25 protein-coding genes, 2 tRNA genes and 1 pseudogene are annotated in these 24,155 nt (G+C 62.3%); 13 read left to right on the top strand and 15 right to left on the bottom strand.

Going from position 1 to position 24,155, the window contains the following annotated elements; translation table 11 throughout:
• Window positions 1–3: 3 nt before the first annotated feature.
• The 3 genes from ABM562_RS03025 to ABM562_RS03015 are packed head-to-tail and all read right to left on the bottom strand — an operon-like array spanning window position 4 to window position 3,551.
• Window positions 4–996, bottom strand: a complete 993-nt coding sequence (locus ABM562_RS03025; RefSeq protein WP_115086326.1) for an ABC transporter permease — start codon at window positions 994–996, stop codon at window positions 4–6.
• Window positions 993–2,543: a sugar ABC transporter ATP-binding protein gene (locus tag ABM562_RS03020; RefSeq protein ID WP_460420752.1), complete on the bottom strand. Its 1,551-nt coding sequence runs from the start codon at window positions 2,541–2,543 to the stop codon at window positions 993–995. The genes ABM562_RS03025 and ABM562_RS03020 overlap by 4 nt, the downstream gene beginning before the upstream one ends.
• A gap of 51 nt (window positions 2,544–2,594) precedes the next feature.
• The gene (locus tag ABM562_RS03015) at window positions 2,595–3,551 is read right to left on the bottom strand and encodes a sugar ABC transporter substrate-binding protein (protein WP_115086324.1); all 957 of its coding nucleotides are present in this window, start codon (window positions 3,549–3,551) and stop codon (window positions 2,595–2,597) included.
• Between the two features lie 335 nt (window positions 3,552–3,886).
• Here ABM562_RS03015 and ABM562_RS03010 point away from each other — a divergent pair, with 335 nt between their 5' ends.
• The 3 genes from ABM562_RS03010 to ABM562_RS03000 all read left to right on the top strand — a co-directional run bounded on the left by ABM562_RS03010 (window position 3,887) and on the right by ABM562_RS03000 (window position 6,109).
• The gene (locus tag ABM562_RS03010; RefSeq protein ID WP_134063036.1) at window positions 3,887–4,975 is read left to right on the top strand and encodes an asparaginase; all 1,089 of its coding nucleotides are present in this window, start codon (window positions 3,887–3,889) and stop codon (window positions 4,973–4,975) included.
• A gap of 165 nt (window positions 4,976–5,140) precedes the next feature.
• Window positions 5,141–5,410, top strand: coding sequence for a DUF1654 domain-containing protein (locus tag ABM562_RS03005; RefSeq protein ID WP_038994566.1), 270 nt, complete (start codon window positions 5,141–5,143; stop codon window positions 5,408–5,410).
• Window positions 5,411–5,416: 6 nt separating this feature from the next.
• A complete protein-coding gene (locus tag ABM562_RS03000; protein ID WP_115086321.1) occupies window positions 5,417–6,109 on the top strand; it encodes an endonuclease in 693 nt (230 codons plus the stop codon).
• A gap of 3 nt (window positions 6,110–6,112) precedes the next feature.
• Here ABM562_RS03000 and ABM562_RS02995 read toward each other — a convergent pair whose 3' ends face one another.
• The 4 genes from ABM562_RS02995 to ABM562_RS02980 form a co-directional block, all read right to left on the bottom strand.
• Complete coding sequence (locus tag ABM562_RS02995) at window positions 6,113–6,538, bottom strand: bifunctional (p)ppGpp synthetase/guanosine-3',5'-bis(diphosphate) 3'-pyrophosphohydrolase (protein ID WP_115086320.1); 426 nt, start codon at window positions 6,536–6,538, stop codon at window positions 6,113–6,115.
• Window positions 6,539–6,996: 458 nt separating this feature from the next.
• Entirely contained in the window at window positions 6,997–7,569 is a 573-nt protein-coding gene (locus ABM562_RS02990; protein WP_115086318.1) for an SPOR domain-containing protein, read from the bottom strand.
• Window positions 7,570–7,835: 266 nt separating this feature from the next.
• Window positions 7,836–7,912, bottom strand: a tRNA-Val gene (locus tag ABM562_RS02985).
• Between the two features lie 159 nt (window positions 7,913–8,071).
• A tRNA-Val gene (locus ABM562_RS02980) sits at window positions 8,072–8,148 on the bottom strand.
• Window positions 8,149–8,334: 186 nt separating this feature from the next.
• Between ABM562_RS02980 and ABM562_RS02975 the strand changes: the two genes are divergently transcribed.
• Window positions 8,335–9,618, top strand: coding sequence for an NAD(P)/FAD-dependent oxidoreductase (locus tag ABM562_RS02975; protein WP_115086317.1), 1,284 nt, complete (start codon window positions 8,335–8,337; stop codon window positions 9,616–9,618).
• A 22-nt stretch (window positions 9,619–9,640) separates the two neighbouring features.
• Here ABM562_RS02975 and ABM562_RS02970 read toward each other — a convergent pair.
• A pseudogene (locus ABM562_RS02970) lies at window positions 9,641–10,379 on the bottom strand (peptidase C39 family protein).
• A gap of 162 nt (window positions 10,380–10,541) precedes the next feature.
• Between ABM562_RS02970 and ABM562_RS02965 the strand changes: the two are divergent.
• The gene (locus tag ABM562_RS02965) at window positions 10,542–10,718 is read left to right on the top strand and encodes a hypothetical protein (RefSeq protein ID WP_166675699.1); all 177 of its coding nucleotides are present in this window, start codon (window positions 10,542–10,544) and stop codon (window positions 10,716–10,718) included.
• Window positions 10,719–10,845: 127 nt separating this feature from the next.
• On the opposite strand, the gene ABM562_RS02960 is transcribed toward ABM562_RS02965, so the two are convergent.
• On the bottom strand, window positions 10,846–11,595 hold the full coding sequence (locus tag ABM562_RS02960) for a TerC family protein (RefSeq protein ID WP_115086315.1): 750 nt from the start codon (window positions 11,593–11,595) through the stop codon (window positions 10,846–10,848).
• Window positions 11,596–11,627: 32 nt separating this feature from the next.
• Window positions 11,628–11,870, bottom strand: coding sequence for a hypothetical protein (locus tag ABM562_RS02955; protein WP_115086314.1), 243 nt, complete (start codon window positions 11,868–11,870; stop codon window positions 11,628–11,630).
• A 136-nt stretch (window positions 11,871–12,006) separates the two neighbouring features.
• Here ABM562_RS02955 and nhaR point away from each other — a divergent pair, with 136 nt between their 5' ends.
• Window positions 12,007–12,903, top strand: coding sequence for a transcriptional activator NhaR (gene nhaR, locus ABM562_RS02950; protein ID WP_115086313.1), 897 nt, complete (start codon window positions 12,007–12,009; stop codon window positions 12,901–12,903).
• Here nhaR and ABM562_RS02945 read toward each other — a convergent pair.
• Entirely contained in the window at window positions 12,893–14,047 is a 1,155-nt protein-coding gene (locus tag ABM562_RS02945; protein WP_115086312.1) for an MFS transporter, read from the bottom strand. The genes nhaR and ABM562_RS02945 overlap by 11 nt on opposite strands.
• Before the next feature lie 214 nt (window positions 14,048–14,261).
• Here ABM562_RS02945 and sstT point away from each other — a divergent pair, with 214 nt between their 5' ends.
• Window positions 14,262–15,473 (top strand): serine/threonine transporter SstT, encoded by a 1,212-nt coding sequence (gene sstT / locus ABM562_RS02940; RefSeq protein WP_115086311.1) that lies wholly within the window; start codon window positions 14,262–14,264, stop codon window positions 15,471–15,473.
• A 96-nt stretch (window positions 15,474–15,569) separates the two neighbouring features.
• Window positions 15,570–16,214, top strand: coding sequence for a YceH family protein (locus tag ABM562_RS02935; protein ID WP_115086310.1), 645 nt, complete (start codon window positions 15,570–15,572; stop codon window positions 16,212–16,214).
• A gap of 151 nt (window positions 16,215–16,365) precedes the next feature.
• Here the strand turns inward: ABM562_RS02935 and ABM562_RS02930 are convergent, their stop codons facing one another.
• Entirely contained in the window at window positions 16,366–17,184 is an 819-nt protein-coding gene (locus ABM562_RS02930; RefSeq protein ID WP_134063050.1) for a shikimate 5-dehydrogenase, read from the bottom strand.
• 138 nt (window positions 17,185–17,322) lie between these two features.
• Between ABM562_RS02930 and ABM562_RS02925 the strand changes: the two genes are divergently transcribed.
• Both ABM562_RS02925 and ABM562_RS02920 read left to right on the top strand, forming a co-directional pair.
• Window positions 17,323–17,505 (top strand): hypothetical protein, encoded by a 183-nt coding sequence (locus ABM562_RS02925; RefSeq protein WP_115086308.1) that lies wholly within the window; start codon window positions 17,323–17,325, stop codon window positions 17,503–17,505.
• Between the two features lie 148 nt (window positions 17,506–17,653).
• Window positions 17,654–18,622, top strand: coding sequence for a Gfo/Idh/MocA family protein (locus ABM562_RS02920; protein WP_115086307.1), 969 nt, complete (start codon window positions 17,654–17,656; stop codon window positions 18,620–18,622).
• Between the two features lie 16 nt (window positions 18,623–18,638).
• Here the strand turns inward: ABM562_RS02920 and ABM562_RS02915 are convergent, their stop codons facing one another.
• Both ABM562_RS02915 and ABM562_RS02910 read right to left on the bottom strand, forming a co-directional pair.
• Window positions 18,639–19,061 carry a GNAT family N-acetyltransferase gene (locus tag ABM562_RS02915; RefSeq protein ID WP_115086364.1) on the bottom strand — a complete coding sequence of 141 codons (423 nt, stop codon included), beginning with the start codon at window positions 19,059–19,061 and terminating at the stop codon, window positions 18,639–18,641.
• A gap of 119 nt (window positions 19,062–19,180) precedes the next feature.
• Complete coding sequence (locus tag ABM562_RS02910) at window positions 19,181–19,675, bottom strand: hypothetical protein (protein ID WP_115086306.1); 495 nt, start codon at window positions 19,673–19,675, stop codon at window positions 19,181–19,183.
• A 224-nt stretch (window positions 19,676–19,899) separates the two neighbouring features.
• Here ABM562_RS02910 and pbpG point away from each other — a divergent pair, with 224 nt between their 5' ends.
• Window positions 19,900–20,823 (top strand): D-alanyl-D-alanine endopeptidase, encoded by a 924-nt coding sequence (pbpG, locus tag ABM562_RS02905; RefSeq protein ID WP_134063056.1) that lies wholly within the window; start codon window positions 19,900–19,902, stop codon window positions 20,821–20,823.
• A gap of 41 nt (window positions 20,824–20,864) precedes the next feature.
• Here pbpG and ABM562_RS02900 read toward each other — a convergent pair whose 3' ends face one another.
• Entirely contained in the window at window positions 20,865–21,314 is a 450-nt protein-coding gene (locus ABM562_RS02900; protein ID WP_233674874.1) for a hypothetical protein, read from the bottom strand.
• Window positions 21,315–21,500: 186 nt separating this feature from the next.
• On the opposite strand from ABM562_RS02900, the gene pvdM reads away from it, so the two are divergent.
• Together pvdM and pvdN are read left to right on the top strand one after the other, a co-directional pair.
• On the top strand, window positions 21,501–22,850 hold the full coding sequence (pvdM, locus tag ABM562_RS02895; protein WP_115086251.1) for a pyoverdine-tailoring dipeptidase-like protein PvdM: 1,350 nt from the start codon (window positions 21,501–21,503) through the stop codon (window positions 22,848–22,850).
• A 17-nt stretch (window positions 22,851–22,867) separates the two neighbouring features.
• Window positions 22,868–24,151, top strand: a complete 1,284-nt coding sequence (pvdN, locus tag ABM562_RS02890) for a pyoverdine-tailoring periplasmic protein PvdN (protein WP_115086250.1) — start codon at window positions 22,868–22,870, stop codon at window positions 24,149–24,151.
• Window positions 24,152–24,155: the final 4 nt, after the last annotated feature.

Genomic DNA, 24,155 nt, shown 5'->3' with positions numbered 1-24,155 from the left:
GTTTCAGTTCCGCCTGCGCGCGCGCCGGCTGCGGTAAGTGTCGAGGACCACGGCGATGACGATCACCGCCCCGGTGATGATGCGTTTGGTCGGCTCCGAGGCGCCAATCTGCGCCAGGCCTGCGGCCAGCACCGAAATGATCAGCACGCCGAAGAAGGTACTGATCACCGAGCCGCGCCCGCCCATCAGGCTGGTGCCGCCGATCACCACGGCGGCGATCACCTGCAGTTCGAGGCCGGAGCCGGCATTGGGGTCAGCGGCTTCCAGGCGGGAAATCTGGAACAGCGCGGCAAGACCTGCGAGCAGGCCCATCAGCGAGAACACCAGGATCTTGTACGGGCGCGGGTCGATACCGGCCAGGCGCACCGCCTCTTCGTTGGTGCCAATGCCGATCAGGTAGCGGCCAAACACCGTGCGCGTGAGGACCAGTTGGGCGAGGATGATCACCAGCAAGGCGATCAGGAACGACGGCGAGATACCGAAGGCCAGCGGGTTGGACAGCCAGGCAAAGGCGTCGCCGATGTAGGCGGTGCGCGAATCGGTCAACTGATAGGCCATGCCCCGGGCCATTTCCAGCACGCCGAGGGAAACAATGAACGACGGGATGCGCCAGGCCACGGTGATCGAGCCGGTGATGCTCCCGGCCAGCGCCGCCACGCCCATGCCGAGCAGGGCCGCCGGCATCACGCTCCAGCCCCAGCCGAGCATCGCCACGCTGACCGCGGAACCGGCCAGGGCCAGCACCGAGCCCACCGACAGGTCGATGCCGCCGATGATCAGCACGAAAGTCATGCCCACCGCCAGCACCATCAGGTCGGGGATCTGGTTGGCCAGGGTGCTGAAGGTGGCGTACGACAGAAAGTGGCTGCTCAACAACGAGAACAGCACGATCATCGCCAGCAAGGCGCCGGCCAGGCCCAGGTAGGTACCGAGGCCGAAATAGGTGCCGCTGCGCTTGGCGCTGGGGGCGGCGGTGTCCAGTTGCGTGGTTTTCATGGGGTTGTCCTGGGTGCCGCTTCATGCAGCAACGCATCACGTTTCTGATAGCCGGCAAAGGCTGCGGCCAGTAGTTGGTCCTGGGTCCAGCTGTCGCGCTCGAAGGTGTCGATCAGGCGCCCGGCGCTGAGCACGCCGATGCGGTCGCAAATCAGCATCAGCTCGCGCAGGTCGCTGGACACCACCACCAGCGCCTTGCCCTGGCGCGCCAGTTCGGCCAACAGGCCATAGATATCGAACTTGGCGCCCACGTCGATGCCGCGGGTCGGTTCGTCGAACAGCAGCACTGAACAGTCGCGCTCCAGCCAGCGGCCGATCACCACCTTTTGCTGGTTGCCGCCCGACAGCTCGCCGACCACCTGCTCGGGGCTGGAACTGCGGATACGCATGGCGGCGATCTGGCGTTCGGCCAGTTCGCGCTCGGCGCCACTGTTGACCACCCCAACGCGGGAAATCGCCGGCAGGTTGCCCAGGGCGATATTGGCGCTGATCGACTGGCTCAGCAGCAGGCCTTCGCCCTTGCGGTCTTCGGTGATCAGGGCAATGCCCTGGCGCACCGCGGCCACGGGCGAATCGACCCGCACCGGGCGCAAGGGCTTGCCCAGCTCGAGGCTGCCACTGTCGGCGCTGTCGGCGCCGTAGATCAGCCGCAGCAACTCGGTGCGCCCGGCACCGATCAGGCCGGAGATACCGAAAATCTCGCCGCTGCGCACCTCGAACGAGACATCCTTGACCTTATCGCTGCGGCTCAGGCCGTTGACCTTGAGGATCGGCGCGCCGATGTTGCGCACGCCCAGATCGATATGCTCGCCGAGTTCGCGGCCGACCATCAGGTTGACCAGTTGCTCGCTGTTGTAACGCTGCATCGGCTCGACACACACCAGCTTGCCATCACGCAGCACGGCAATGCGCTGGGCGATGCGCTTGAGCTCTTCGAGGCGATGGGAGATGTAGACGATGGCCACGCCGCGCTGCTGCAGGCGCTCGATCTGGGTGAACAGCAGCTCCACCTCGCGGGCGGTGAGCATCGCCGTGGGCTCATCAAAAATCAGTACATGACAATCGCCGATCAGGTTGCGGGCGATCTCGACCATCTGCTGATGACCGATGCCCAGCTCGCCGACCGGGGTATCCGGGTCGATGGCGTCCAGGCCGACCTGGGCCATGGCCGCCACCGCCAGTTGGCGCAGGCGCTTGCGATTGATCCAGCCGGCGCGCCCGGGCAAATTGTCGAGAAACAGGTTCTCGGCCACGGTCAGGGTCGGCAGCAGGTTGAGCTCCTGCATGACCATGCGCACGCCCAGCCGCTCAGCGGCGGCGCGGCTGCCCGGCTGGTAAGGCTGGCCTTGATAGAGCATGTGCCCGGTGGTGGGCACTTCGAGGCCGCCGATGATCTTCGACAGGGTGCTCTTGCCCGCCCCGTTTTCGCCGGTCAGGGCCAGCACTTCACCCCGGCGCAGGCTCAGGTCGATATCGCCGAGTACCGGCTGGGCGTAGGTCTTGCCGATCGCGCTGACTGAAAGTACGACATCCGCAGTCGCTGACATTGCCTGTTCTCCTGGCGCCCGCCGCACGACGGGCGCCCATAGTGCGACTACTTATTGGGTGACCAGCTCGACCGGCGTCTGGATGACGTTGTCGGCGTCGACATCGGTTTTCTCGCCCTTGAGCATCTTCAGCGCCGCCTCGATGCCGAACACCGCCTGCTTGGCGGCGTACTGGTCGGCGGTGGCGAGCACGCGGCCGTCCTTGAGCATCGGTTTGATCGCATTGATGTTGTCATAGCCAACCACTTGCACCTGCCCGGCCTTCCCCGCTGCGCGCACGGCTGAAACAGCGCCCAGGGCCATGCTGTCGTTGCCGGCCAGCAGCGCCTTGAGGTCAGGGTTGGCGTTGAGCAGGGAGGCAGCCACGGCGTTGCCCTTGGCAATTTCCCAGTCGCCCGACTGCACCGAGACGACCTTGATCTGCGCCGCTTCCATCGCATCCTTGAAGCCTGCGGTGCGCTGCTGGGCGTTGGTGGTGGTCGAGACGCCTTCAATGATGGCGACCTGGTCACCGGCCTTGAGCTTCTGCGTGGCCAGGTACTCACCTACCAGGCGTGCGCCCTTGCGGTTGTCGGGGCCCACGAACGGCACGCTGAGGTTCTTGCTCTTGAGCACCTCGGGGTCGAGGCGGTTGTCGATGTTGATCACGGTGATACCCGCGTCCATGGCCTTTTTCACCACTGGCACCAGGGCCTTGGAGTCGGCCGGGGCGATGACCAGGGCATTGACCCCGGAGACGATCATCTGCTCGACGATGCGGATCTGGTTGCCGGCATCGGTCTCGTCCTTGATGCCGTTGGACACCAGGTCGAAGTCATTGGCGTGATCTTTCTGATAGGCCTTGGCGCCATCTTCCATGGTCCGGAAGAATTCGTTGGCGAGCGACTTCATCACCAGCGCGACTTTGGGCTTGGCTTCATCGGCCAGGGCTTGGGAAAAAGGGGTAGCGAGGGACAGCGAGGAAAGTACGGCGACCGCCAGCAGGCGTCCAGCAAAGGGCAGCTTCATGGGTTTACTCCGGATCTTATGATTTTTATCGGGTCGCAAACGTTTGCGTTAAGCCACTATGGGAATGTAACCAAATTTTGTCAAATCCACCGCCGGAGACCATTTGGAAAGTGCGCGTAGGAATTATCCTAAAAATAACCGGAAAACCGAACACCTCTTGTACACAATATTCGGAATTCCGAATAGAAAAATGCTTTGCCGGTGCTTCGCAAAGCCCGCAAAGCCCATGAAAATCAATAGATTGAAGATGAAAACCGACGAACGGCTGTTCTGGTACGGAATCTGCTCCTGTAAGCGCGTTACACAGCGAACTCCAGACAGAAGAGAGATCAACGATGAAAGCTGCGCTTAATTCCTTCGTTCCGGGCGCTTTGGCCCTGCTGCTGTTACTGCCCGCAGGCGTCAACGCCAAGGAAGTCGAGAACCAACAGAAACTGGCCAACGTGGTGATCCTCGCCACCGGTGGCACCATCGCCGGCGCTGGCGCCAGCACCGCCAACAGCGCGACCTACCAGGCTGCCAAAGTTGGTGTCGACAAGCTGATCGCCGGCGTTCCGGAACTGGCCACCCTGGCCAATGTGCGCGGCGAACAAGTGCTGCAGATCGCTTCCGAAAGCATCAGCAACGAAAACCTGCTGCAACTGGGCAAGCGCGTTGCCGAACTTGCCGACAGCAAGGACGTCGACGGCATCGTCATCACCCACGGTACCGACACCCTGGAAGAGACCGCCTACTTCCTCAACCTGGTCGAAAAAACCGACAAGCCAATCGTCGTGGTCGGCTCCATGCGCCCGGGCACCGCGATGTCGGCTGACGGCATGCTCAACCTGTACAACGCCGTGGCCGTTGCCAGCAACAAGGATTCGCGCGGCAAGGGCGTGCTGGTCACCATGAACGACGAGATCCTGTCGGGTCGCGACGTCAGCAAGACCGTGAACATCAAGACCGAAGCCTTCAAGAGCCCATGGGGCCCGCTGGGCATGGTCGTGGAAGGCAAGTCCTACTGGTTCCGCCTGCCGGCCAAGCGTCACACCGTCGACTCGGAATTCGACATCAAGAAGATCAGCAGCCTGCCTGCCGTTGATATCGCCTATGGTTACGGCAACGTCACCGACACCGCCTACAAGGCACTGGCGCAAAATGGCGCCAAGGCGATCATCCACGCCGGCACCGGCAATGGCTCGGTTTCCTCGCGTGTAGTGCCTGCCCTGCAAGAACTGCGCAAGCAAGGCGTGCAGATCATTCGTTCGTCCCACGTCAATGCCGGCGGCTTCGTGCTGCGTAACGCCGAGCAGCCTGACGACAAGAACGACTTCGTCGTCGCCCATGACCTGAACCCGCAAAAAGCCCGCATCCTGGCCATGGTCGCCATGACCAAGACCCAGGACAGCAAAGAGCTGCAGCGGATCTTCTGGGAATACTGATCGAGTAACCCCCAAGTGCTTGCCCGCCCTGTAGGACGGGCAAGCCTGCTTCCCCTACCCTTGCAAAAAATACTTTAAACAGACCGCAGCAAACCGCGCGGTTTGCGGTCACATGCGCTCTTTCACCGACGAGCTGTTGCGAAATTGCTTACAGTAAAATACTGTATGCGCATACAGCTAAAAAAGGAACGCTTCGTGGCCACCACTTCCGCCCCTGCCAGCAGTTACGAGCAACTGGGCACCCGCATCCAGAAAATCATCAATTCCCCCACTGCGCAAAAAGCCCGGGCCGCACTGATCTTCCGCCTGGAGCACGAATCGCCTGAAGACTGGGCCACCCTGCTCGACGAAATCGCCGAGAACGACAACGTCACCCTCGCCTACCGCGATGACGGTGGCGTGCAGATTTTCTGGGTTGTGCCGAAGGAAGATTGAAAGCGCATGAGATTTCCGGTTTTTGCAGTAGCTTGTCTGTTGTTCAGTGTCACCACCGCCCACGCCGATGCACCGCGCACCTTCAACGAAGCCAAGAAGGTCGCCTGGCGCCTGTACGCGCCGCAGTCCACCGAGTTCTACTGCGGCTGCAAGTACAACGGCAACAAGGTCGATTTGAATGCCTGCGGTTATGTGCCGCGCAAGAATGCCAACCGCGCCTCGCGCATCGAGTGGGAGCATATCGTCCCGGCCTGGCATATCGGCCATCAGCGTCAATGCTGGCAAAGCGGTGGGCGCAAGAACTGCTCGCGCAATGACAAGGTCTACCAGCGCGCCGAGGCCGACCTGCACAACCTGGTGCCGAGCATTGGCGAGGTCAATGGCGATCGCAGCAACTTCAGTTTCGGCTGGCTGCCCGAGCAGCGCGGGCAATACGGCTCGTGCCTGACCCAGGTGGACTTCAAGGCCAAGAAGGTCATGCCGCGGCCGTCGATTCGCGGGATGATCGCGCGCACCTACTTCTATATGAGCAAGCAGTACAGCCTCAAGCTGTCCAAGCAGGACCGCCAGCTGTACGAAGCCTGGAACAAGACCTACCCGCCGCAGCCCTGGGAGCGCCAGCGCAACCAGCGAGTGGCCTGCGTGATGGGCCATGGCAATGAGTTCGTCGGACCCGTGAACCTCAGCGCCTGCGGTTGAGGCTCAGGCCAGCGCCTGCAGGTAGGCGCTGGCCTGCTGGTAACGGGCCAGGCGGGCAATGTCTTCAGGGCTAGGGATACTGATGCGCGACAGGTCGCTGTTGTCGGCAAGGTCAGCCAGCTTGACCACCCGCGCCAGCGGGTCATCGCCTACCCGCACAACGAAGGCCTCGTAGCTTTCGTCATCTCGCCGGCTCAGCGCCTGCACCGCCGCAAGGATCTTCAGGGCGAAGCCTTCGCGAGCAAGGTCGGAGAGTGTCATCGGTGAATCCTCGAGCACGTCGTGGAGCACCGCGACAATGCGCTGCTCGGGCGTCGTCACCCTCAGCATCACCCGCAACGGGTGGAGGATATAGGCTGCCCCACCTTTGTCGTGCTGTCCTTCATGTGCCCTCGCCGCAACCGCAATGGCCCGCTCCAGCGTAGACATATGGCCCTCCTGCTCAGCCTGGCTGTCGTCGCAGACGCGCCATGCTGTAGACATCGATCAACTCACCGTCACGCATAGCATAGTCAATCAATTGACAATGAATACATCGCCCAGCAACCGAACCAATTTGTTACAAACATTGGATCCAATAAACTTGTGAAGGGAAAGCTATCTCCTACGCTAACGACTGCACCTTGAATTAGGTGTCAATTCGCCATTATGGAGATCAAATATGTCTAAAGCACCAATTGGCACTACCGGGACCACTGGACAAAATTGCCCAGAAAGCGGGGTGTGGAAAGTAGTAGGCACACCTACCACAAGCGCCCCAATTGCCAAAGGCAACCGGTTTCCGCCGTACGACGGGAAAGCTGTGACTTGGAAGCTGGCGCAGTACGCCTAACTCTACGGGCGAGGTAGCACATTACCTCGCCCTCACAACTTTCGACCTTAAGAAGCTAGCGCGGGGCGTCGTGCTGGATGACGATCGAGTCGGTGCCCAGGCGGGCCATGACGTCGGCTTGCTGCGCTTGCGCTTGAACCTTGTCGGGATAAGGGCCGAGCAGCACCACCGGCTTGCCGTTGCGGTAGACCACCGAGGACGGGATCTGCTTTTCGATCAGGCGGGCGGTCATGTCGCTCAAGGCGCCCATGTTCGCCCCCTGGACGATCTCGACATCCCAGCCCTGCGGCGCTGGCTGGTCAGCGGCGGCGTCGGCGGCGCGCTGCAGGTCGGCGCCGCCGCATTTTTCGCGAATGGCCAGGTTGCTGCCCTGGTCGGCAATAATGAGCTGATAGTCGCCGCCGGCCTGCTTGATCGCCACGTAGCTGCGATACGGCACGAAGACGCCAGCGTCATCCTTACCACGCACCTGGCCGCAGATAATGCCTTGCTGGTCGAATCGCACGTTGGCGAACTTGGCTGTCTTGGGGTTCTGCAGGTGTTCGGCCACCTGCTTGTGCACGCCTTCGACTTCGTTCTCGCAACCGGCCAGAGCCAGCACCGCCATTACCACCGCCACTTTGCGCACGCGTCTATCTCCTGAATGCAAGCGGCGGATTTTAGCATCTGCAGGCAGGGCAATGGTTACTATCGACGGCTTATCGCGATCACTGTGGGAGCTGGCTTGCCAGCGATGAGGCCCGCGCGGTTGCCGCCTGAATTGCGACCGCTTCGCGCTCGATCGCTGGCAAGCCAGCTCCCACAGGGGCATTGGCCAGCCTTGGGACTGAAATGCAAAAAGGGCGACCCTTGCGGATCGCCCTTTCTGTTACCACACAGCAGTGTGGATTTGTTTGGTAGGCACAATTGGACTCGAACCAACGACCCCCACCATGTCAAGGTGGTGCTCTAACCAACTGAGCTATGTGCCTGCTGTGGGGCGCATAATACGCAGGTCTTTAACCTTCGTAAAGCGAAATTTCATAAAAAAATCAGCAGCTTTGCTTTGCCAGCAAAAATACCGCGCAAACAAAAAAGGCGACCCTTTCGGATCGCCTTTTTCAGTACCGCCAGCAGGGGCGGATTTGATTTGGTAGGCACAATTGGACTCGAACCAACGACCCCCACCATGTCAAGGTGGTGCTCTAACCAACTGAGCTATGTGCCTGCTGTGGGGCGCATTCTACGCAATCGCCGAACAGTGTCAACTCTTTTTTTAACGCTAAGCCACTGAATAACAAAAGTATTTGCGAAAACCCGGGGTAAAGGATTTTCAACACACGACTAGCGGGTGTTTATTATTATTGATAGCATCGGTACAGTCGTAAAAAATATAAAACAGAGGTTTCGCAGCATGGCCAATACCCCCTACCCTCAGTCCTACTACGCCGCATCGGCCAATCCGGTTCCGCCGCGCCCGGCGCTGCAGGAAGAGGTACAGACCGATGTCTGCGTGATCGGCGCCGGCTACACCGGCTTGTCCAGCGCCCTGTTCCTGCTTGAAAGCGGCTTCAAGGTCACCGTGCTGGAAGCCGCCAAGGTCGGCTTCGGCGCCTCGGGCCGTAACGGCGGGCAGATCGTCAACAGCTATAGCCGCGACATCGACGTCATCGAACGCACCGTCGGCCCCAAGCAGGCGCAACTGCTGGGCCACATGGCCTTCGAGGGCGGGCGCATCATCCGTGAGCGCGTGGCCAAATACAACATCCAGTGCGACCTCAAGGACGGTGGCGTATTCGCCGCCCTGACACCCAAGCAGATGGGCCACCTGGAATCGCAAAAGCGCCTGTGGGAACGCTTCGGCCACACCCAGCTGGAGCTGATGGACCAGAAGCGCATCCGTGAAGTGGTCGACTGCGACCAATATATCGGCGGCATGCTCGACATGAGCGGCGGCCACATCCACCCGCTGAACCTGGCCCTGGGCGAAGCCGCCGCGGTCGAGTCGCTGGGCGGCAAGATCTACGAGCAATCGCCGGCCATCCGCATCGAGCGCGGCGCCAACCCGGTAGTGCACACCCCACAAGGTAAAGTGCGCGCCAAGTTCATCATCGTTGCCGGTAACGCCTACCTCGGCGGCCTGGTGCCGGAGCTGGCGGCCAAGTCGATGCCCTGCGGCACCCAGGTGATCACCACCGAGCCACTGAGCGAAGACCTGGCGCGCAGCCTGCTGCCGCAAGACTACTGCGTCGAAGACTGCAACTACCTGCTCGACTACTACCGCCTGACCGGCGACAAGCGCCTGATCTTCGGCGGTGGCGTGGTGTACGGCGCCCGTGACCCGGCCAACATCGAAGCGATCATCCGCCCGAAAATGCTCAAGGCCTTCCCGCAGCTCAAGGACGTGAAGATCGATTACGCCTGGACCGGCAACTTCCTGCTGACCCTGTCGCGCCTGCCGCAAGTGGGTCGCCTGGGCGACAACATCTATTACTCCCAGGGCTGCAGTGGCCACGGCGTTACCTACACCCACCTGGCGGGCAAGGTGCTGGCCGAGGCCCTGCGTGGCCAGGCCGAACGTTTCGATGCCTTCGCCGAGCTGCCGCACTACCCGTTCCCAGGTGGCCAACTGCTGCGCGTACCGTTCAGCGCCCTGGGCGCCTGGTACTACAGCCTGCGCGATCGTCTGGGCTTCTAATCGCCCTGCCCGGCCTGCGCCGTCACTGCCCCAGGGCGCTGACGGCCTGCCGGGCCGCTTGTTCCTGGCCCGCCTGGGCCAGGTCATTGGCCGCTTTCAGCCAGCGCTGACGGTCGACCTGGGCCGGCAACTGGCCCGGCTGCTGGACCAACACCGCCCAGCTCCCCTGCTTCTGCCAGGCTGATTCGAAGTCATCGAACTCCATCAGCAGGCGCCGGTTCATCCCCGCCCGCAACAATACCCGCTGCTTGTAGCGGTCGTAGCCGACCAGCAAGGCATAGCGCGGCTCGCTCCAGAACGCCGAACCTTGCTGAAAGCGCAGCAATACCGGATTACCTGCCGCGACTTGCGCCAGCAAGGCCTCCAGACGCGGATCGAGCGGATAGACCACCATGCCGTATTCGCGGCCAACCCGCTGGATCGAGCCTTCAAGTTTGTCGACGTTCTCCGGCAGGCCCAACGACTCGTCGAGCAATCCTGGGGTGATGCGTACACCCTGTTGCGACAGCAATGCCGCCAGGGCCATCGATGCGCTCTGGTTGGCTTCGCCACGGTAGAACGGTACCGAGCCGATCTCGACCCGTTGCGGCAGGTTTTTAAGCTGGGATGGCGGCTGGCTGGCGCAACCGGCCAGGGCCAGGCATACCGCGCAGGCCGCCAGCAGGCGGCGTGGGGTGAAGCCGATTAGGGAAGTCAGTGGAGGCATGAACACTCGCTCGATGACGGCCGGCAGCCACTGCCCGGCCCTGAGCGCTGATCATAGGCTGGCGCGCGCCTCGGGTATAGCCCGCCGCAGGCTTAGAACAAAGCGGCCCAAGCCTCTAGACCATCGGTCAATAGCCTGCAACATGCAACGGGCTAGACTGAAGACGTGTCCGCGTTGGCGAGCCTTGTTGCCTTGCCGCGGACCTAAGGAGGCACACATGAGCCTGACAATGGCAATTTTGATGCTGGTCGGCGCCTGGTTGAGCGTCGCCGCCGCCATGCTCTGGGGGGTGTTGCGCATCGCCCGGCGTCATCATCCGCATCATCGTATTCAGCCCGAAGGCAAGGACGCGGTACCGGCGCGGCGTAGTCGCCGGCATGCCGGGGCGCATTAGATTCATAGCTGGCATAAAGCACTGTGGGAGCCGGCTTGCCAGCGATGCGGACACCGCGCAGTAACAAGCACCGCGCTGATCCCATCGCCGGCAAGGCCGGCTCCCACAGTTTCTACTTCAGCAATTATTAAGCTTCAGTAGCCTCGCGCTTCAAGCGCGCCCGGCGCGACATGATGTTGAGCACCTCGATCGCCGTCGAGAAGGCCATCGCCGCATACACATAACCCTTGGGTACATGAGCACCGAAACCTTCGGCGATCAGGGTCATGCCGATCATGATCAGGAAGCCCAGGGCCAGCATCACCACGGTCGGGTTATCGTTGATGAACCGGGCCAGCGGGTCGGCCGCCACCAGCATCACGATCACGGCACTGATCACGGCGATGATCATGATCGGCAGGTGCTCGGTCATGCCCACGGCGGTGATGATGCTGTCGATCGAGAAGACGATGTCCAGCACCAGGATCTGCCCGATCGCCGCAGCAAAGCCCAGGGTGATGGTCGACGACGCCTTGGCTTCAGCCTGGGCGCGCGGGTCGACGCTCTCGTGGATTTCCTTGGTCGCTTTCCACAGCAGGAACAGGCCACCGGCGATGAGGATCATGTCCTTCCAGGAGAAGGTATGACCAAACACATCGACAACCGGCTCGGTGAGCTGGACGATCCAGGCCACGGTGCTGAGCAGGCCCAGGCGCATCACCAGCGCCATGCTGATACCAATGCGCCGCGCCTTGGAGCGAAATTCTTCAGGCAACTTGTTGGTCAGGATCGAGATGAAGATCAGGTTGTCGATACCGAGGACGATCTCCATGGCCACCAGGGTGGCCAGGGCGACCCAGGCGGTCGGGCTTGCAGCGAGTTCCAACAAGTATTCCATGAATCAAATCCTGCATCGGGGTAAGGGGTGGGTCAGATGTCCTGGGCGCTGTCGTCGCGCTCGGGTTTGCCAGCCTTGTCGCTGCCTTCGGAGCCGGTGGCTTCGCTCAGGGCCTGCTGGGCGGCTTCGTTGGTTTTATCGATGGCTTCCTTGGCCGACTCCGCCGCCTGGTTGAGCATCTGCTGGGCGGACTTTTCCGCCTGCTCGCAACCGCTCATGGCCAGCAGGGCCAGCAGCAACACCAGGGGTGTACCGATGGATTTGAAGTGAAGCATCTGTGGATCTCCGTGCAATTAAATCGGTGCTCATTCAGGGGCACCGTGATGGCAAGGGATTCTAAAGAGCTGAATACATCAGGAAAATTCGTATTTTCAGCGGTTATACTTCGGTTTTTACGAATCGGGAATCAGCATGCTCAATTACCGGCAACTGCATTACTTCTGGGTGGTGGCCAAGACCGGCAGCATCGTGCGGGCCTGCGAGCAGTTGAACCTGACCCCGCAGACCATCAGCGGGCAGATCACCCTACTCGAACAAACCTATGGCATCGAGTTGTTCCGCCGGGTCGGGCGGCAGCTGGAGCTGACCGAGAGCGGCCGGCAAACCCTGACCTACGCCGAACAGATGTTCCAGATTGGCGGCGAGCTCGAAGCCATGCTGCGGGCCCGGCCTGATGAGCAGCAGATCCTGTTTCGGGTCGGGGTGGCGGATGTGGTGCCCAAATCCATCGTTTATCGCCTGCTGGCACCGACCATGCACATGGAAGACGCCCTGCGCCTGAGCTGCCGCGAAGACAAACTCGAACGGCTGCTGGCGGACCTGGCGATCCAGCGCCTGGACCTGGTGATTTCCGACAGCCCCATGCCCAGTCACCTGGACATCAAGGGCTACAGCCAGAAGCTCGGCGAATGCGGCATCAGCTTTTTTGCAACGCCCGTGTTGGCCGAGCAGTACGGGCGCAACTTCCCGGCCTGCCTGCAACACGCGCCGCTGCTGATCCCCGGCCAGGAAACCGTGGTGCGCAGCCGCCTGCTGCGTTGGTTTGCCGAGCAGCAACTGCAACCACGGATCGTTGGCGAGTTCGACGACAGCGCCTTGATGCAGGCCTTCGGCCAATCCGGCAGCGGTATCTTCATTGCCCCCAGCGTGATTGCCGACGAGGTGTGCAAGCAGTATGGCGTCGAGCTGATCGGCCAGACCGACGCGGTCAACGAGTCGTTCTACGCCATCTCGGTGGAGCGCAAGGTCAAGCACCCGGGCATTGTCGCCATCACCGAAGGCGCCCGACGCCAGTTGTTCAACTGGTAGCCGGTTGCAGGCGCGGGCTCATCAGCCCCAGCGCCAGCAGCACCGACAGGCCGATAAGGATGGCGGCGGCGTAACCGAGGTTGGCCAGGCCCAGGGTATCGATCACCCGCCCGCCAATCACCGCGCCCAGGCCTATGCCCAGGTTGGCCCCGGCGATGTTCAGCGAAGCGGCAAAGGCCGGTGCCTGGGGCGCGGCCTTGATCAGCCGTACATGGCTGACCAGAAACAGCGCCGCCTGGGTCATGCCCCAGATCGCCAGGGCCAGGCCCAAGCCGTACACCGTATGGATCGCTGGCACCACGGCGATCATGCCGACCATCATCAGGGCACAGAAGGCAGCCGAGGCTTTCAACGGATGCCGATCGACCGCGCGACCACCCAGGCTGTTGCCGATCAGGCCGACCGCACCAAAGCCCATCAGGCACCAGCCGACCAGCGCGCCGTCAAAGCCGGCCAGGCGTTCAAGCATGTCGGCCAGGTAGGTGTAGGCGGTGAACATGCCGCTGAACACCAGCACCGAGAGCAGCACATGGCCTTGCAACAGGCGGCTGCGCAGGATGCCGAACTGGCCAAGCAGCGAGGTGGCCTGGTTATGCCGGGGCGTGCGCGGCAGGTAGACGTACAGCAGCAAGGCCTTGGCCAGGGCCAGCAACGCCAGCACCGCAAAGGCCGCGCGCCAACCCAGGGCATCGCCGATCAGGGTGCCGACCGGAATGCCGAACACCGTGGCGCACACTACGCCGAAGCTGATCTTGGAAATGGCCCGGCCGGCATAGGCCGGGCCGACGATGTCGACTGCCGTTTCACTGGCCAGGGCCCAGAACACCGGCAAACCCAAGGCCGGGATCAAGCGCGCCACGCCCATCACATAGAGGTTGTCGGCCATGGCCGCCAGGGCGTTGGACGCGGCGAACACCAGCAAAATGCCGACGAACAGGCGCTTGCGCTCGAAGCGCGCCGCCCAGGCGGTGAGGAATGGGCCGAAGCAAGCCACGGTGAAGGCGAACAGGGTCACCAACAGGCCCGCCTGGGACACGCTGACCTCAAGGTCGCGGGCAATGCCCGGCAGCAGGCCGACGATGACGAACTCGGTGGTCAGTACAGTGAAGCCGGCCGCAGCCAGCAACAGAATAGGCAGTAACATCTACACTCCGCAGCTAAACAAAAAACGGCCAGGGCCGTTTGCAAAGGGCGCGCATACTACACGCCCGCCCTACCGTCTGACACAGCGCAATCACTAAATGTGCCCTGCTGTGCTAAAGTCGCGCCCTTTTTCTCGGCCCTGCCCCGCCAGGTGCCCCATGCTCCAGCGCCGTGGTTCGCCCGCCGCCCCTGAACAAGACAGAGAAACACCTGACATGACCCCTGTTCTAAACCTGTTGAACCGCACCAGCCTGGTGGTCCAGATCATGATCGGCCTCGTCGCCGGTATCGCCATGGCGGTGTTCGCCCCCGACACCGCCGCCAGCCTCGGCTTTGTCGGCAAGGTGTTCGTTTCCGCACTGAAGGCGGTGGCGCCGATCCTGGTGTTCATCCTGGTCATGGCTTCCATCGCCAACCACCGTCACGGCACGGAAACCCATATCCGCCCGATCCTGGTGCTGTACCTGTTCGGCACCTTCGCTGCCGCTGTGGTCGCGGTGATCGCCAGCATGGCCTTCCCTTCGAACCTGGCGCTGAGCACCTCGGACGTTGCCCTGAGCGCACCCGGCGGTATCACTGAAGTGCTGCAGAGTTTGCTGCTGAGCGTGGTCGACAACCCGGTGAGCGCGCTGATGAACGCCAACTTCATCGGCGTGCTGGCCTGGGCCATCGGCCTCGGGGTGGCGATTCGTCATGCTGGGGAAACCACGCGGACGGTGGTTGCCGACCTGTCCAACGGGGTGACGCTGATCGTGCGCGTGGTGATTCGCTTCGCGCCGCTGGGGATTTTCGGCCTGGTCGCCTCGACCCTGGCGCAGTCCGGGCTGGACGCCCTGCTCGGTTACCTGCACCTGCTGGCCGTGCTGATCGGTTGCATGCTGTTCGTGGCGCTGGTGGTCAACCCGATCATCGTCTTCTGGAAGATTCGCCGCAACCCCTTCCCGCTGGTACTGCTGTGCCTGCGTGAAAGCGGCATCACCGCCTTCTTCACCCGCAGCTCGGCGGCCAACATCCCGGTGAACATGGCCCTGAGCGAAAAACTCGGCCTGCATGAAGACACCTACTCGGTGTCGATCCCGCTGGGCGCGACGATCAACATGGCCGGCGCAGCCATCACCATCACCGTGCTGACCCTGGCCGCCGTGCATACCCTGGGCATTGCCGTCGACATCCCTACCGCGATCCTGCTCAGCGTCGTCGCCGCCGTGTGTGCCTGCGGCGCCTCGGGCGTAGCCGGTGGTTCGCTGCTGCTGATCCCGCTGGCCTGCAGCCTGTTCGGCATCCCCAGCGAGATCGCCATGCAGGTGGTGGCTGTTGGCTTCATTATTGGTGTGCTGCAGGACTCGGCGGAAACCGCGCTGAACTCCTCCACCGACGTCCTGTTTACCGCCGCGGCCTGCCTGGCCGAGGAACGCCAGGCCGCCTGAGCCTGACCGGCAGCCGGTGCGTCCTGCACCGGCTGCTTGTGTTTTACCCTGTTGCGCACCTAGGCTAGAGGCCTTTCTTCGCATAGAGACAGGGCCATGTCCGCCGAACACGAAACCCCTTCCGACGCCCGCTTCACCAGCACCGAGATTCGCGTGCTCGGTTCGCTGATCGAAAAACAGGCCACCAGCCCGGAAACCTACCCCCTGACCCTCAACGCCCTGGTGCTGGCCTGCAACCAGAAGACCAGCCGTGAGCCGGTGATGAACCTTAGCCAGGGCCAGGTCGGTCAAGCCCTGCGCGCGCTGGAAGGCCAGGGCCTGACCCGCCTGCAGATGGGCAGCCGCGCCGACCGCTGGGAGCAGCGCGTGGACAAGGCCCTGGAGCTGGTACCGGCGCAGGTGATCCTGCTCGGGCTGATGTTCCTGCGCGGGCCGCAGACCGTTAACGAGCTGCTGACCCGCAGCAGCCGCATGCATGAGTTCGAAGATGCCGAGCAGGTCGTGCACCAGCTCGAGCGCCTGATCGCCCGCGGCTTTGCCCTGCACCTGCCGCGTCAGGCCGGGCAGCGAGAGGATCGCTATACCCATGCACTGGGGGATCCGGCCGAGATCGAGGCGATTCTGGCGGCGCGTCAGCAAGGGCCGGAGCGCTCGGCCGGCGGCGCAGTGTCGGTAGAGCGGATTGAAGCGCTGGAGGCACGGATCGCGGCGCTGGAAGAGCGCTTGGCGCAGTTCGAGTAAACCCGGGGCTGCTTTGCAGCCCATCGCTGGCAAAGCCAGCTCCCACAGGGTTTGGTGCCAACAGATCCATTGTGGCAAACCAGCTCCCACAGGGTTTGGTGTACACAGATCCACTGTGGGAGCCGGCCTTGCCGGCGATGGGGCCTACGCACTACCCGCGGGCAAACGCCACCGCCCGCGCCACCTGCTCCGCCGTCGGCCGCACCCCGGTGTACAGCACAAACTGCTCCAGCGCCTGCAAGGCAATCACCTCAAGCCCGGTAATCACCGGCTTGCCCAAGCGCTGGGCCTCGACGATCAACGGTGTCTGCGCCGGCATCGCCACCACATCGAACACCTGCTGGGCCGCCGCAATCGCCTCGGGCGCGAACGCCAACTGTTCTGCCTCGACCCCACCGGCCATGCCAATCGGCGTGACATTCACCAGCATCGGCGGGCACAGGTCGCCCAGCTGCGCCTGCCAGCGATACCCGCAGCTATCGGCCAACTGGCGGCCTGCCTGTTCATTGCGGGCGACGATAATGCCCTGGGTGAAACCGGCATCACGCAAGGCACTGGCCACCGCCTTGGCCATACCGCCACTGCCGCGCAGGGCGAAGGCCGTGGATGGATCGATCCGGTGCTGCGCCAGCAGCTGACGTACAGCCAGGTAATCGGTGTTGTAGGCCTTGAGATGACCGTCGGTGTTGACGATGGTGTTGATCGACTCGATGGCCGCCGCCGACGGGTCGATTTCATCGACCAGGGCCATGCAGGCTTCCTTGTACGGCATCGACACGCCGCAACCGCGAATACCCAGCGCGCGAATACCCGCGACCGCCGCCGGCAGGTCCTGGGTGGTCATGGCCTTGTAGTAGTAATCCAGCCCCAGCTGCTGATACAGATGGTTATGAAAGCGCACGCCAAAGGTGCCCGGACGCCCGGCCAGCGAGATGCACAGCACGGTGTCTTTGCCTGGAACAGTTGCCATTTGATTCTCCCCCTCAAGCGAATCGGCATTATGCCCAAACGCCAAGCATGGCGATGATGTTCACTATCACTCAGGTTGATTTCAACCGCCAGGCACTGGCCGTTAAGGTAGGCCCATGATTCGCAGGAGGAACCCACAATGGCCCCTATCAACATCATGTCCGTCATCGGCAGCGCCGTCCCCACCTCGCTCAGGGAGCTGGGCCTGCTGGCCTGCTGGTACCTGGTGCGCAATGGCGAAGCGATCTCCGGGCCATTGACCTCGCTGCCCGCCGCCCAGGCCCTCGCCGACCGGCTCGAAGGCCCCGGCCTGCAAGCCTGAGGCTAGCCACCGTTTTATCGTGCGTTGCTCCGCACAGCCCCTTGCCCCGCCCTTTGGCGGGGCTTTTTATGGGCGGTCGATCCGTTTGGCGGGGATTGCTATCATCGTCCCGGTTTTGAATGACCAAGCATGCTATCGGGAAGTTGTCATGAAGGTAATCAACTGGGGAATGATCGGCTGCGGCAGCGTTGCCGAGCGCAAGAGTGGCCCGGCGTTCTACAAGGCGCCGGGTTCGGCGCTGGTGGCAGTGATGGGTCGGCGCCCCGCCGCCGCCCAGGACTATGCCACGCGCCATGGCATCGCCAAGGTTTACAGCGATGCGGCGCAGCTGATCGCCGACCCGCAGATCGATGCGGTGTACATCGCCACCCCACCCGACAGCCATTTTGCCTACAGTCTGCAGGTCGCAGCGGCCGGCAAGCACTGCTGCGTGGAAAAACCGATGTCGCTCAATGCCGACAGCAGCCAGCAGATGCAACAGGCCTTTGTCGACGCCGGGCGGCATCTGTTCGTGTCCTATTACCGACGTTCATTGCCGCGCTTCCAGCAAGTTCGCCAATGGCTGCAGGACGGCCGGATTGGCGAGGTCCGGCACCTGAGCTGGACCCTGACCAAACCACCTACCGATGGCGACCGTAGCGCCAGCCCCAACTGGCGCACCGATCCGCAAATCGCCGGTGGCGGTTACTTTGCCGACCTTGCCAGCCATGGCCTGGACCTGTTCCAGTACCTGCTCGGTGATATTGTCGAGGTCACCGGCTACACCGCCCGCCAGGCCGGCCTGTATGCCGCCGAAGATGCCGTGGCCGCCAGCTGGCGTTTCGCCAGTGGCGCGTTGGGCATGGGCTGCTGGAACTTCGTTGCCGACCGCCGCGAAGACCGCGTGGATATCATCGGCAGCAAAGGCCGGATCGGCTTCTCGGTATTCGACGAATACCCGGTACGCCTGGACGCCGACCAACAGCTCAGCCTGCAGATCGCCAACCCCGAGCACATCCAGTGGCATCACGTACTGGGCATGAATGCGCATATTCGCGGTGAGGCCAGGCACCCGGCAGTCGCCGCGCAAGCGCTGAAGACCGACGGGGTGATGGATCGGATCCTGGGGCGCGAATGATTGTTGCCAGCCTTGTTCAGAGCAGCTTTCGCATGAAGTAGCGGGTATGCCCCGACGGATAGTCGGCGAGCTCACCGAAGACGGTAAAACCGAGCTTGCGGTAAAACGCCGGTGCCTGGAAGCTGAAGGTATCCAGCCAGATACCGGTACAGCCCGCGCTTCGTGCCTGCGCCTCGGCCTGAATCATCAACTGGCGTCCTACACCCTGGCCGCGCAAGGATTCGGGCACGCTGAGCAGCTCGATGAACATCCACCCGGCAGAAATCTTGCCGTACAACCCGCCAATGACTTCGCCACCCTGAGGGTCGCGCAGCAACCAGGCGATGGTTTGCAAACGAGGCTCACCGGCCTGGCTGATGTTATAGGCCCGCAACGGTTGGAGGATGGCTTCGCGGTGCTGCTCGGTGGGGCTTTGAGTGAACTCGATGCTGACTGTCATGAGGAGGTCGTCCGGTTGACCAAAGAAGGTCACGACAGTAACAAATACGCATCAGTGCCAGCCATCCTCGACATCATCGAAACCTGAACAGCACTGAGCAACGACTCCGGAGCAAACCTTCAAAGCCCTGGGAACGATGCCCGCGAAATGGCCTCGCGCGCTTGCAGGGCGCGTTCCGAAATGACATGCCAGGATGCCTCAAGCGCGATCGCTTCCATCGCCGAGGACCACTTGAGGTAAGCATGGCTGACCGTCAGGTACCCTGCCGGTGGTTTCTTGCTGGAAGTGTAGTAATGGTCAAAGTAGTAGTTGTCGACGATGGCCACCGAGCGCTTGCTGCAGCCGACCGGAGAGGTTTCGACGTATCTGTCCAGACACCTTTCAAGCGACCTGGACATCAATTGCACCACGTTCTGTTCTGCCGAGCGGCTGGAGCTGATCTGCCCACTGAGCCACTCTTCATAGCTGGGGTTTTTGGCCCTGTCCTTGGCCCATAACGCTTCGGCAAACTCGCGCTGCTGCTTGACCTCCTCTTCTGTCATCTCCTTCCATTTCGGCTGGCACGCAGAAAGCGCCATTGCCACGAGCACTAATGCAGCAGAACGTTTGAACATTTGATCTTCCCTGTGTCGCAAGTTGATTGATGATAGTGAAAATCGGGAAGCTGGAATACTCAACTGGTGGGTACAAAATGGGTACGGGATTAAATCTTTTTCATGATCCGCCCAACGGATGCAGGGCAATCGACAGGATCTGGGCCATACTCCAGAATGCAGCGGTTTTTTGGGGGAAAACCCTTGCACAGCCAACGACATAACAACTTTTAGTGAGCCTCAACGTGAAAACTTCCCTTTCGATTCTTAGCCTGCTCCTGTTGCTCACAGGTACTGCGACCCTCACGTCGACCGCTGCTGCTCAACCCCCGGCCCAGCAACAACGCGATCCAGCGAAATTGCACCTGGCCTCCGGCAGCGCCCTGCTGATCGATCTGCAAACCAACAAGGTGCTCTACGCCAACAATCCCGACCGGGTGGTGCCGATTGCTTCGGTGACCAAGCTGATGACCGGTATGGTGGTGCTCGACGCCAAGCAGAACATGGACGAGATGCTCACGGTCACCATCGCCCAGAACAAGGAAATGAAAGGGGTGTATTCGCGGGTCAAGCTGGGCAGCCAGCTCAACCGCAAGGACATGCTGCTGATCACCCTGATGTCGTCGGAAAACCGCGCCGCCTCGACCCTGGCGCACAACTACCCGGGCGGTTACCACGCATTCATCAAGGCGATGAACGCCAAGGCCAGGGCCCTGGGCATGAGCCACACCCGCTATGTGGAGCCCACTGGCCTGTCGACCAGCAACGTCTCCACCGCCCGCGACCTCAGCAAGCTGCTGATGGCGGCGCGCAACTACCCGCTGCTGAGCAGTTTGAGCACCACCCGCGAGCAGACCGTGGCGTTCAAAAAACCCAACTACACCCTGGGCTTTCGCAACACCGACCACCTGGTCAACAAGAGCAACTGGGATATCAAGCTGACCAAGACCGGCTTCACCAACGATGCCGGCCACTGCCTGGTGCTGTTGACCAAGATGGACAACCGCCCGGTGGCCATGGTGATCCTCGATGCCTTCGGCAAGTACACCCACTTTGCCGATGCCAGCCGCATGCGCCAGTGGCTGGAGACCGGCAGTACCAAGCCGGCGCCGGCGGTGGCCATGCGCTACAAGTCCGAGCGCACGCAGAACCGCCAGATGGCTGACTGAAAACGACAGGGCCTGTGCATGCACAGGCCCTGTTTCAAACGTCAGGCGTTGGTACTGACCAGCGAGCCCGAGCTGCTGCCACCGGCTTCGGTCAGCGCTTTGAGCAGCGCCGCCGTGGCGTTTGCGATCGACGCCGTGGTCGCGCCCACTGCCGATTGCGCGGCAGCGACAGCCGTAGCCTTGAGGACCGGCTCCATGTCGCTGGCCATGGCCTCCTGCAAGCGTTTCTGCTGCTCGGCCAATTGTTTTTGCATTTTCTTGATCATCTCGCGCAATTGCTTGATGTGTGCCGGTTCTTCGCCGGCACCGGCGTCTTCCTTTTCCTTGGCCTCTTCGGCCTTGCCGCTATCACGCACCTTGGACAGGTCGACGCTAACCACGCCCGCCGCTTCCATCCCGGCCTGCCTTTCCTGGCCGGTGACGGTGATGCCGGTGTTGATGCCGCTGTTCAGTGGGGTCCCGTTGATTGATACGGCGCTAAAACCTGCCATGTTTCTATCGTCCTGATGGTATTGGGGTTAACCCGGCTATCGGCCGCGCAGGCTGAAACTTGAGCCAGGCGGGCCTCTGGATAAATTTGCCCTGCCGCCATTCGTCCCTCCTGATACCCGAGCTTTGCCCCCGGCACGCCAGTGCACCGGGCAAACCGTTCCGATCAGCCCAGTGTCGAGATGGCAATGACCAAATCCCGTTTCCGCAAAGTCCTCTACATCGGCCTGCCCCTGGCCCTGGCAGTGGCCGCTGCAACCGCCGGCTACCTGTACTTCAAGCCGCAGCACGGCTACCCGCGCCAGATCGTCGAGCAAGCCAATGCCCTGCATGAACACATGCTGTCATTCGACAGCCATGTCACTGTGCCGCTGAACCTGGGCAGCGCCGGCAATGAAATCGACAAGAACGGGCACGGCCAGTTCGACCTGGTCAAGGCCGGGCAAGGACGCTTGTCCGGCGCGGCCCTGACCATCTTCGGCTGGCCGGAACTGTGGAACGGCCCGAATGCCCCGCACCGCCCTACCCCGGGTTTTGTCGACGAAGCCCGGCACCAGCAGGAAGTGCGCTACAAGATCATCAGCAACATGGTCCGCGACTTCCCCAACCAGGTCGGCATCGCTTACACCCCGGATGATTTCCGCCGCCTGAACGGCGAAGGCAAGTTCGCCGTGTTCATCAGCATGCTCAATGCCTATCCGCTGGGCCACGACCTGTCGCAGCTGGACCTGTGGGCCCAGCGTGGCATGCGCATGTTCGGCTTCAGCTACACCGGCAACAACGACTGGGCCGACTCGTCGCGCCCGCTGCCGTTCTTCAATGACACCGCCGACGCCCTCGGCGGCCTGTCGCCATTGGGCGAGCAGGCAGTCAAGCGCCTCAACGAGCTGGGGGTGATCATCGATGTGTCACAGATGTCGACCCTGGCCCTGGAAGACGTCGCGCGCCTGAGCCATGCACCGATCGTCGCCTCGCACTCGGCGCCGCGCGCCCTGGTGGATATTCCGCGCAACCTCAGCGACAAAGAGATGCAACTGATCAAGGACAGCGGCGGGGTGATCCAGGTGGTCGGTTTCGGCCAGTACCTCAAGCCCCTGACCAAGCCGACCCTGGACAAGCTCGAAGCCCTGCGCGTGCGCTTCGACCTGCAACCGCTGCAGGGCCTGGCCAACGCCCTGATGCCCGGCGACGCGGTAATTGCCATCTGGCCGGAGGCGCGCTTTGGTGAGTATGCCAGCAGCCTCTACGGCATCCTCGAGCAAGAGCCCAAAGCCACGCTCAAGGACTTCGTCGACGCCATCGACTACACGGTGAAAAAGGTCGGCATCGACCACGTCGGCATCAGCTCCGACTTCAACGACGGCGGCGGCCTCGATGGCTTCAAGGATGTCAGCGAGATCCGCAACGTCACCGCCGAACTGCTGACCCGCGGGTACTCCGAGGCCGATATCGGCAAGCTCTGGGCCGGCAACTTCCTGCGCGTGTGGGAACAGGTGCAAAAAAGCGCCCAGCCCGTTGCCACCACTGCCACCCCTTGAGCCGGAAAGCGCCTGACATGACTGACCGCCGTACCTTTCTCAAGCAGGCCGGGGTACTCGCCGCCAGCCTGCCACTCGCCGGCTCGCTGCTGCCCGATGCCCTGGCTGCGGGCGCACCGCCGCTGAGCGGCAAGGACAAATGGCAGCAACTGCGCCAGCTGTTTCCGCTGGACCCGAGCTATGCCCACTTTGCCAACTTCCTGGTTACCGCCCACCCCAAGCCGGTGCAGGACGCCATCGACTACTACCGCGCGCAGATCGACCGCCATCCCGCCAGCTGGGTCGACTGGGAGACGCAAAGCGAGTGGAAACGCGAAGGCGAAGTGCGCGACTGGGCTGCGCGTTACCTGCAGGTCAAACCCCGGCAGATCGCCCTGACCGGCAGCACCACCGAAGGCCTGGGGATGATCTACGGCGGCCTGAAGGTGCGCGCCGACCAGGAGATCCTGACCACCGAGCACGAGCACTACTCGACCAACAGGATCCTCGGCTTTCGCCAGCAGCGCCAGGGCACCCAGGTGCGCAAGCTGCGCCTGTTCAACCAGCCGCGGGAGCTGTCCACCGACCAGTTGCTGAGCACGCTCGACCAGGCCATCAAGCCCAACACCCGGGTGCTCGGCATGACCTGGGTGCACTCTGGCAGCGGGGTCAAGCTGCCGGTCGGCGAGATCGGCAAGCTGGTCCGCCAGCACAACCGTGATCGTGATGAAAACGAGCGCATTCTGTATGTGATCGACGGTGTGCACGGCTTCGGCGTAGAGAACCAGAACTTCGCCGACTTCAACTGCGACTACTTTATCGCCGGCACCCACAAGTGGATGTTCGGCCCGCGCGGCACCGGGATCATCTGCGCCGCCTCAGAGAAAATGCAGCACCTGGTGCCAACCTTCGCGACCTTCTCCGAAGACGAAGACTTCGCCACCATCATGACCCCCGGCGGCTACCACGCCTTCGAACACCGCTGGGCGCTGGGCAAAGCCTTCGAGTTGCACCTGCAACTGGGCAAGGCCGATGTCGAGCAACGCATCCATCAACTCAACGACTACCTCAAGGCGCAGCTCAAGGAGCACAGCGCCATCGAACTGGTGACGCCGCAGAGCCGCGAATTTTCTGCCGGTTTCACCTTCCTGCGCATCAAGGATCGCGACCCGGACGCCATCGCCGCCTACCTCAACGAACAACGCGTTGTCGTCGATGCCGTGCACCGCGATGTCGGCCCGGTGCTGCGCATGGCGCCGGGCCTGCTCAACAACGAGCAGGAAATCGATCGGGCCATGGCCCTGCTGGTTAAAAAACTCTGAAAAG

The organism is Pseudomonas sp. ZL2, assembly GCF_054788455.1.
Note: the sequence above shows the minus strand (reverse complement) of the source record. Positions and strands in the feature narration are given on the sequence as shown.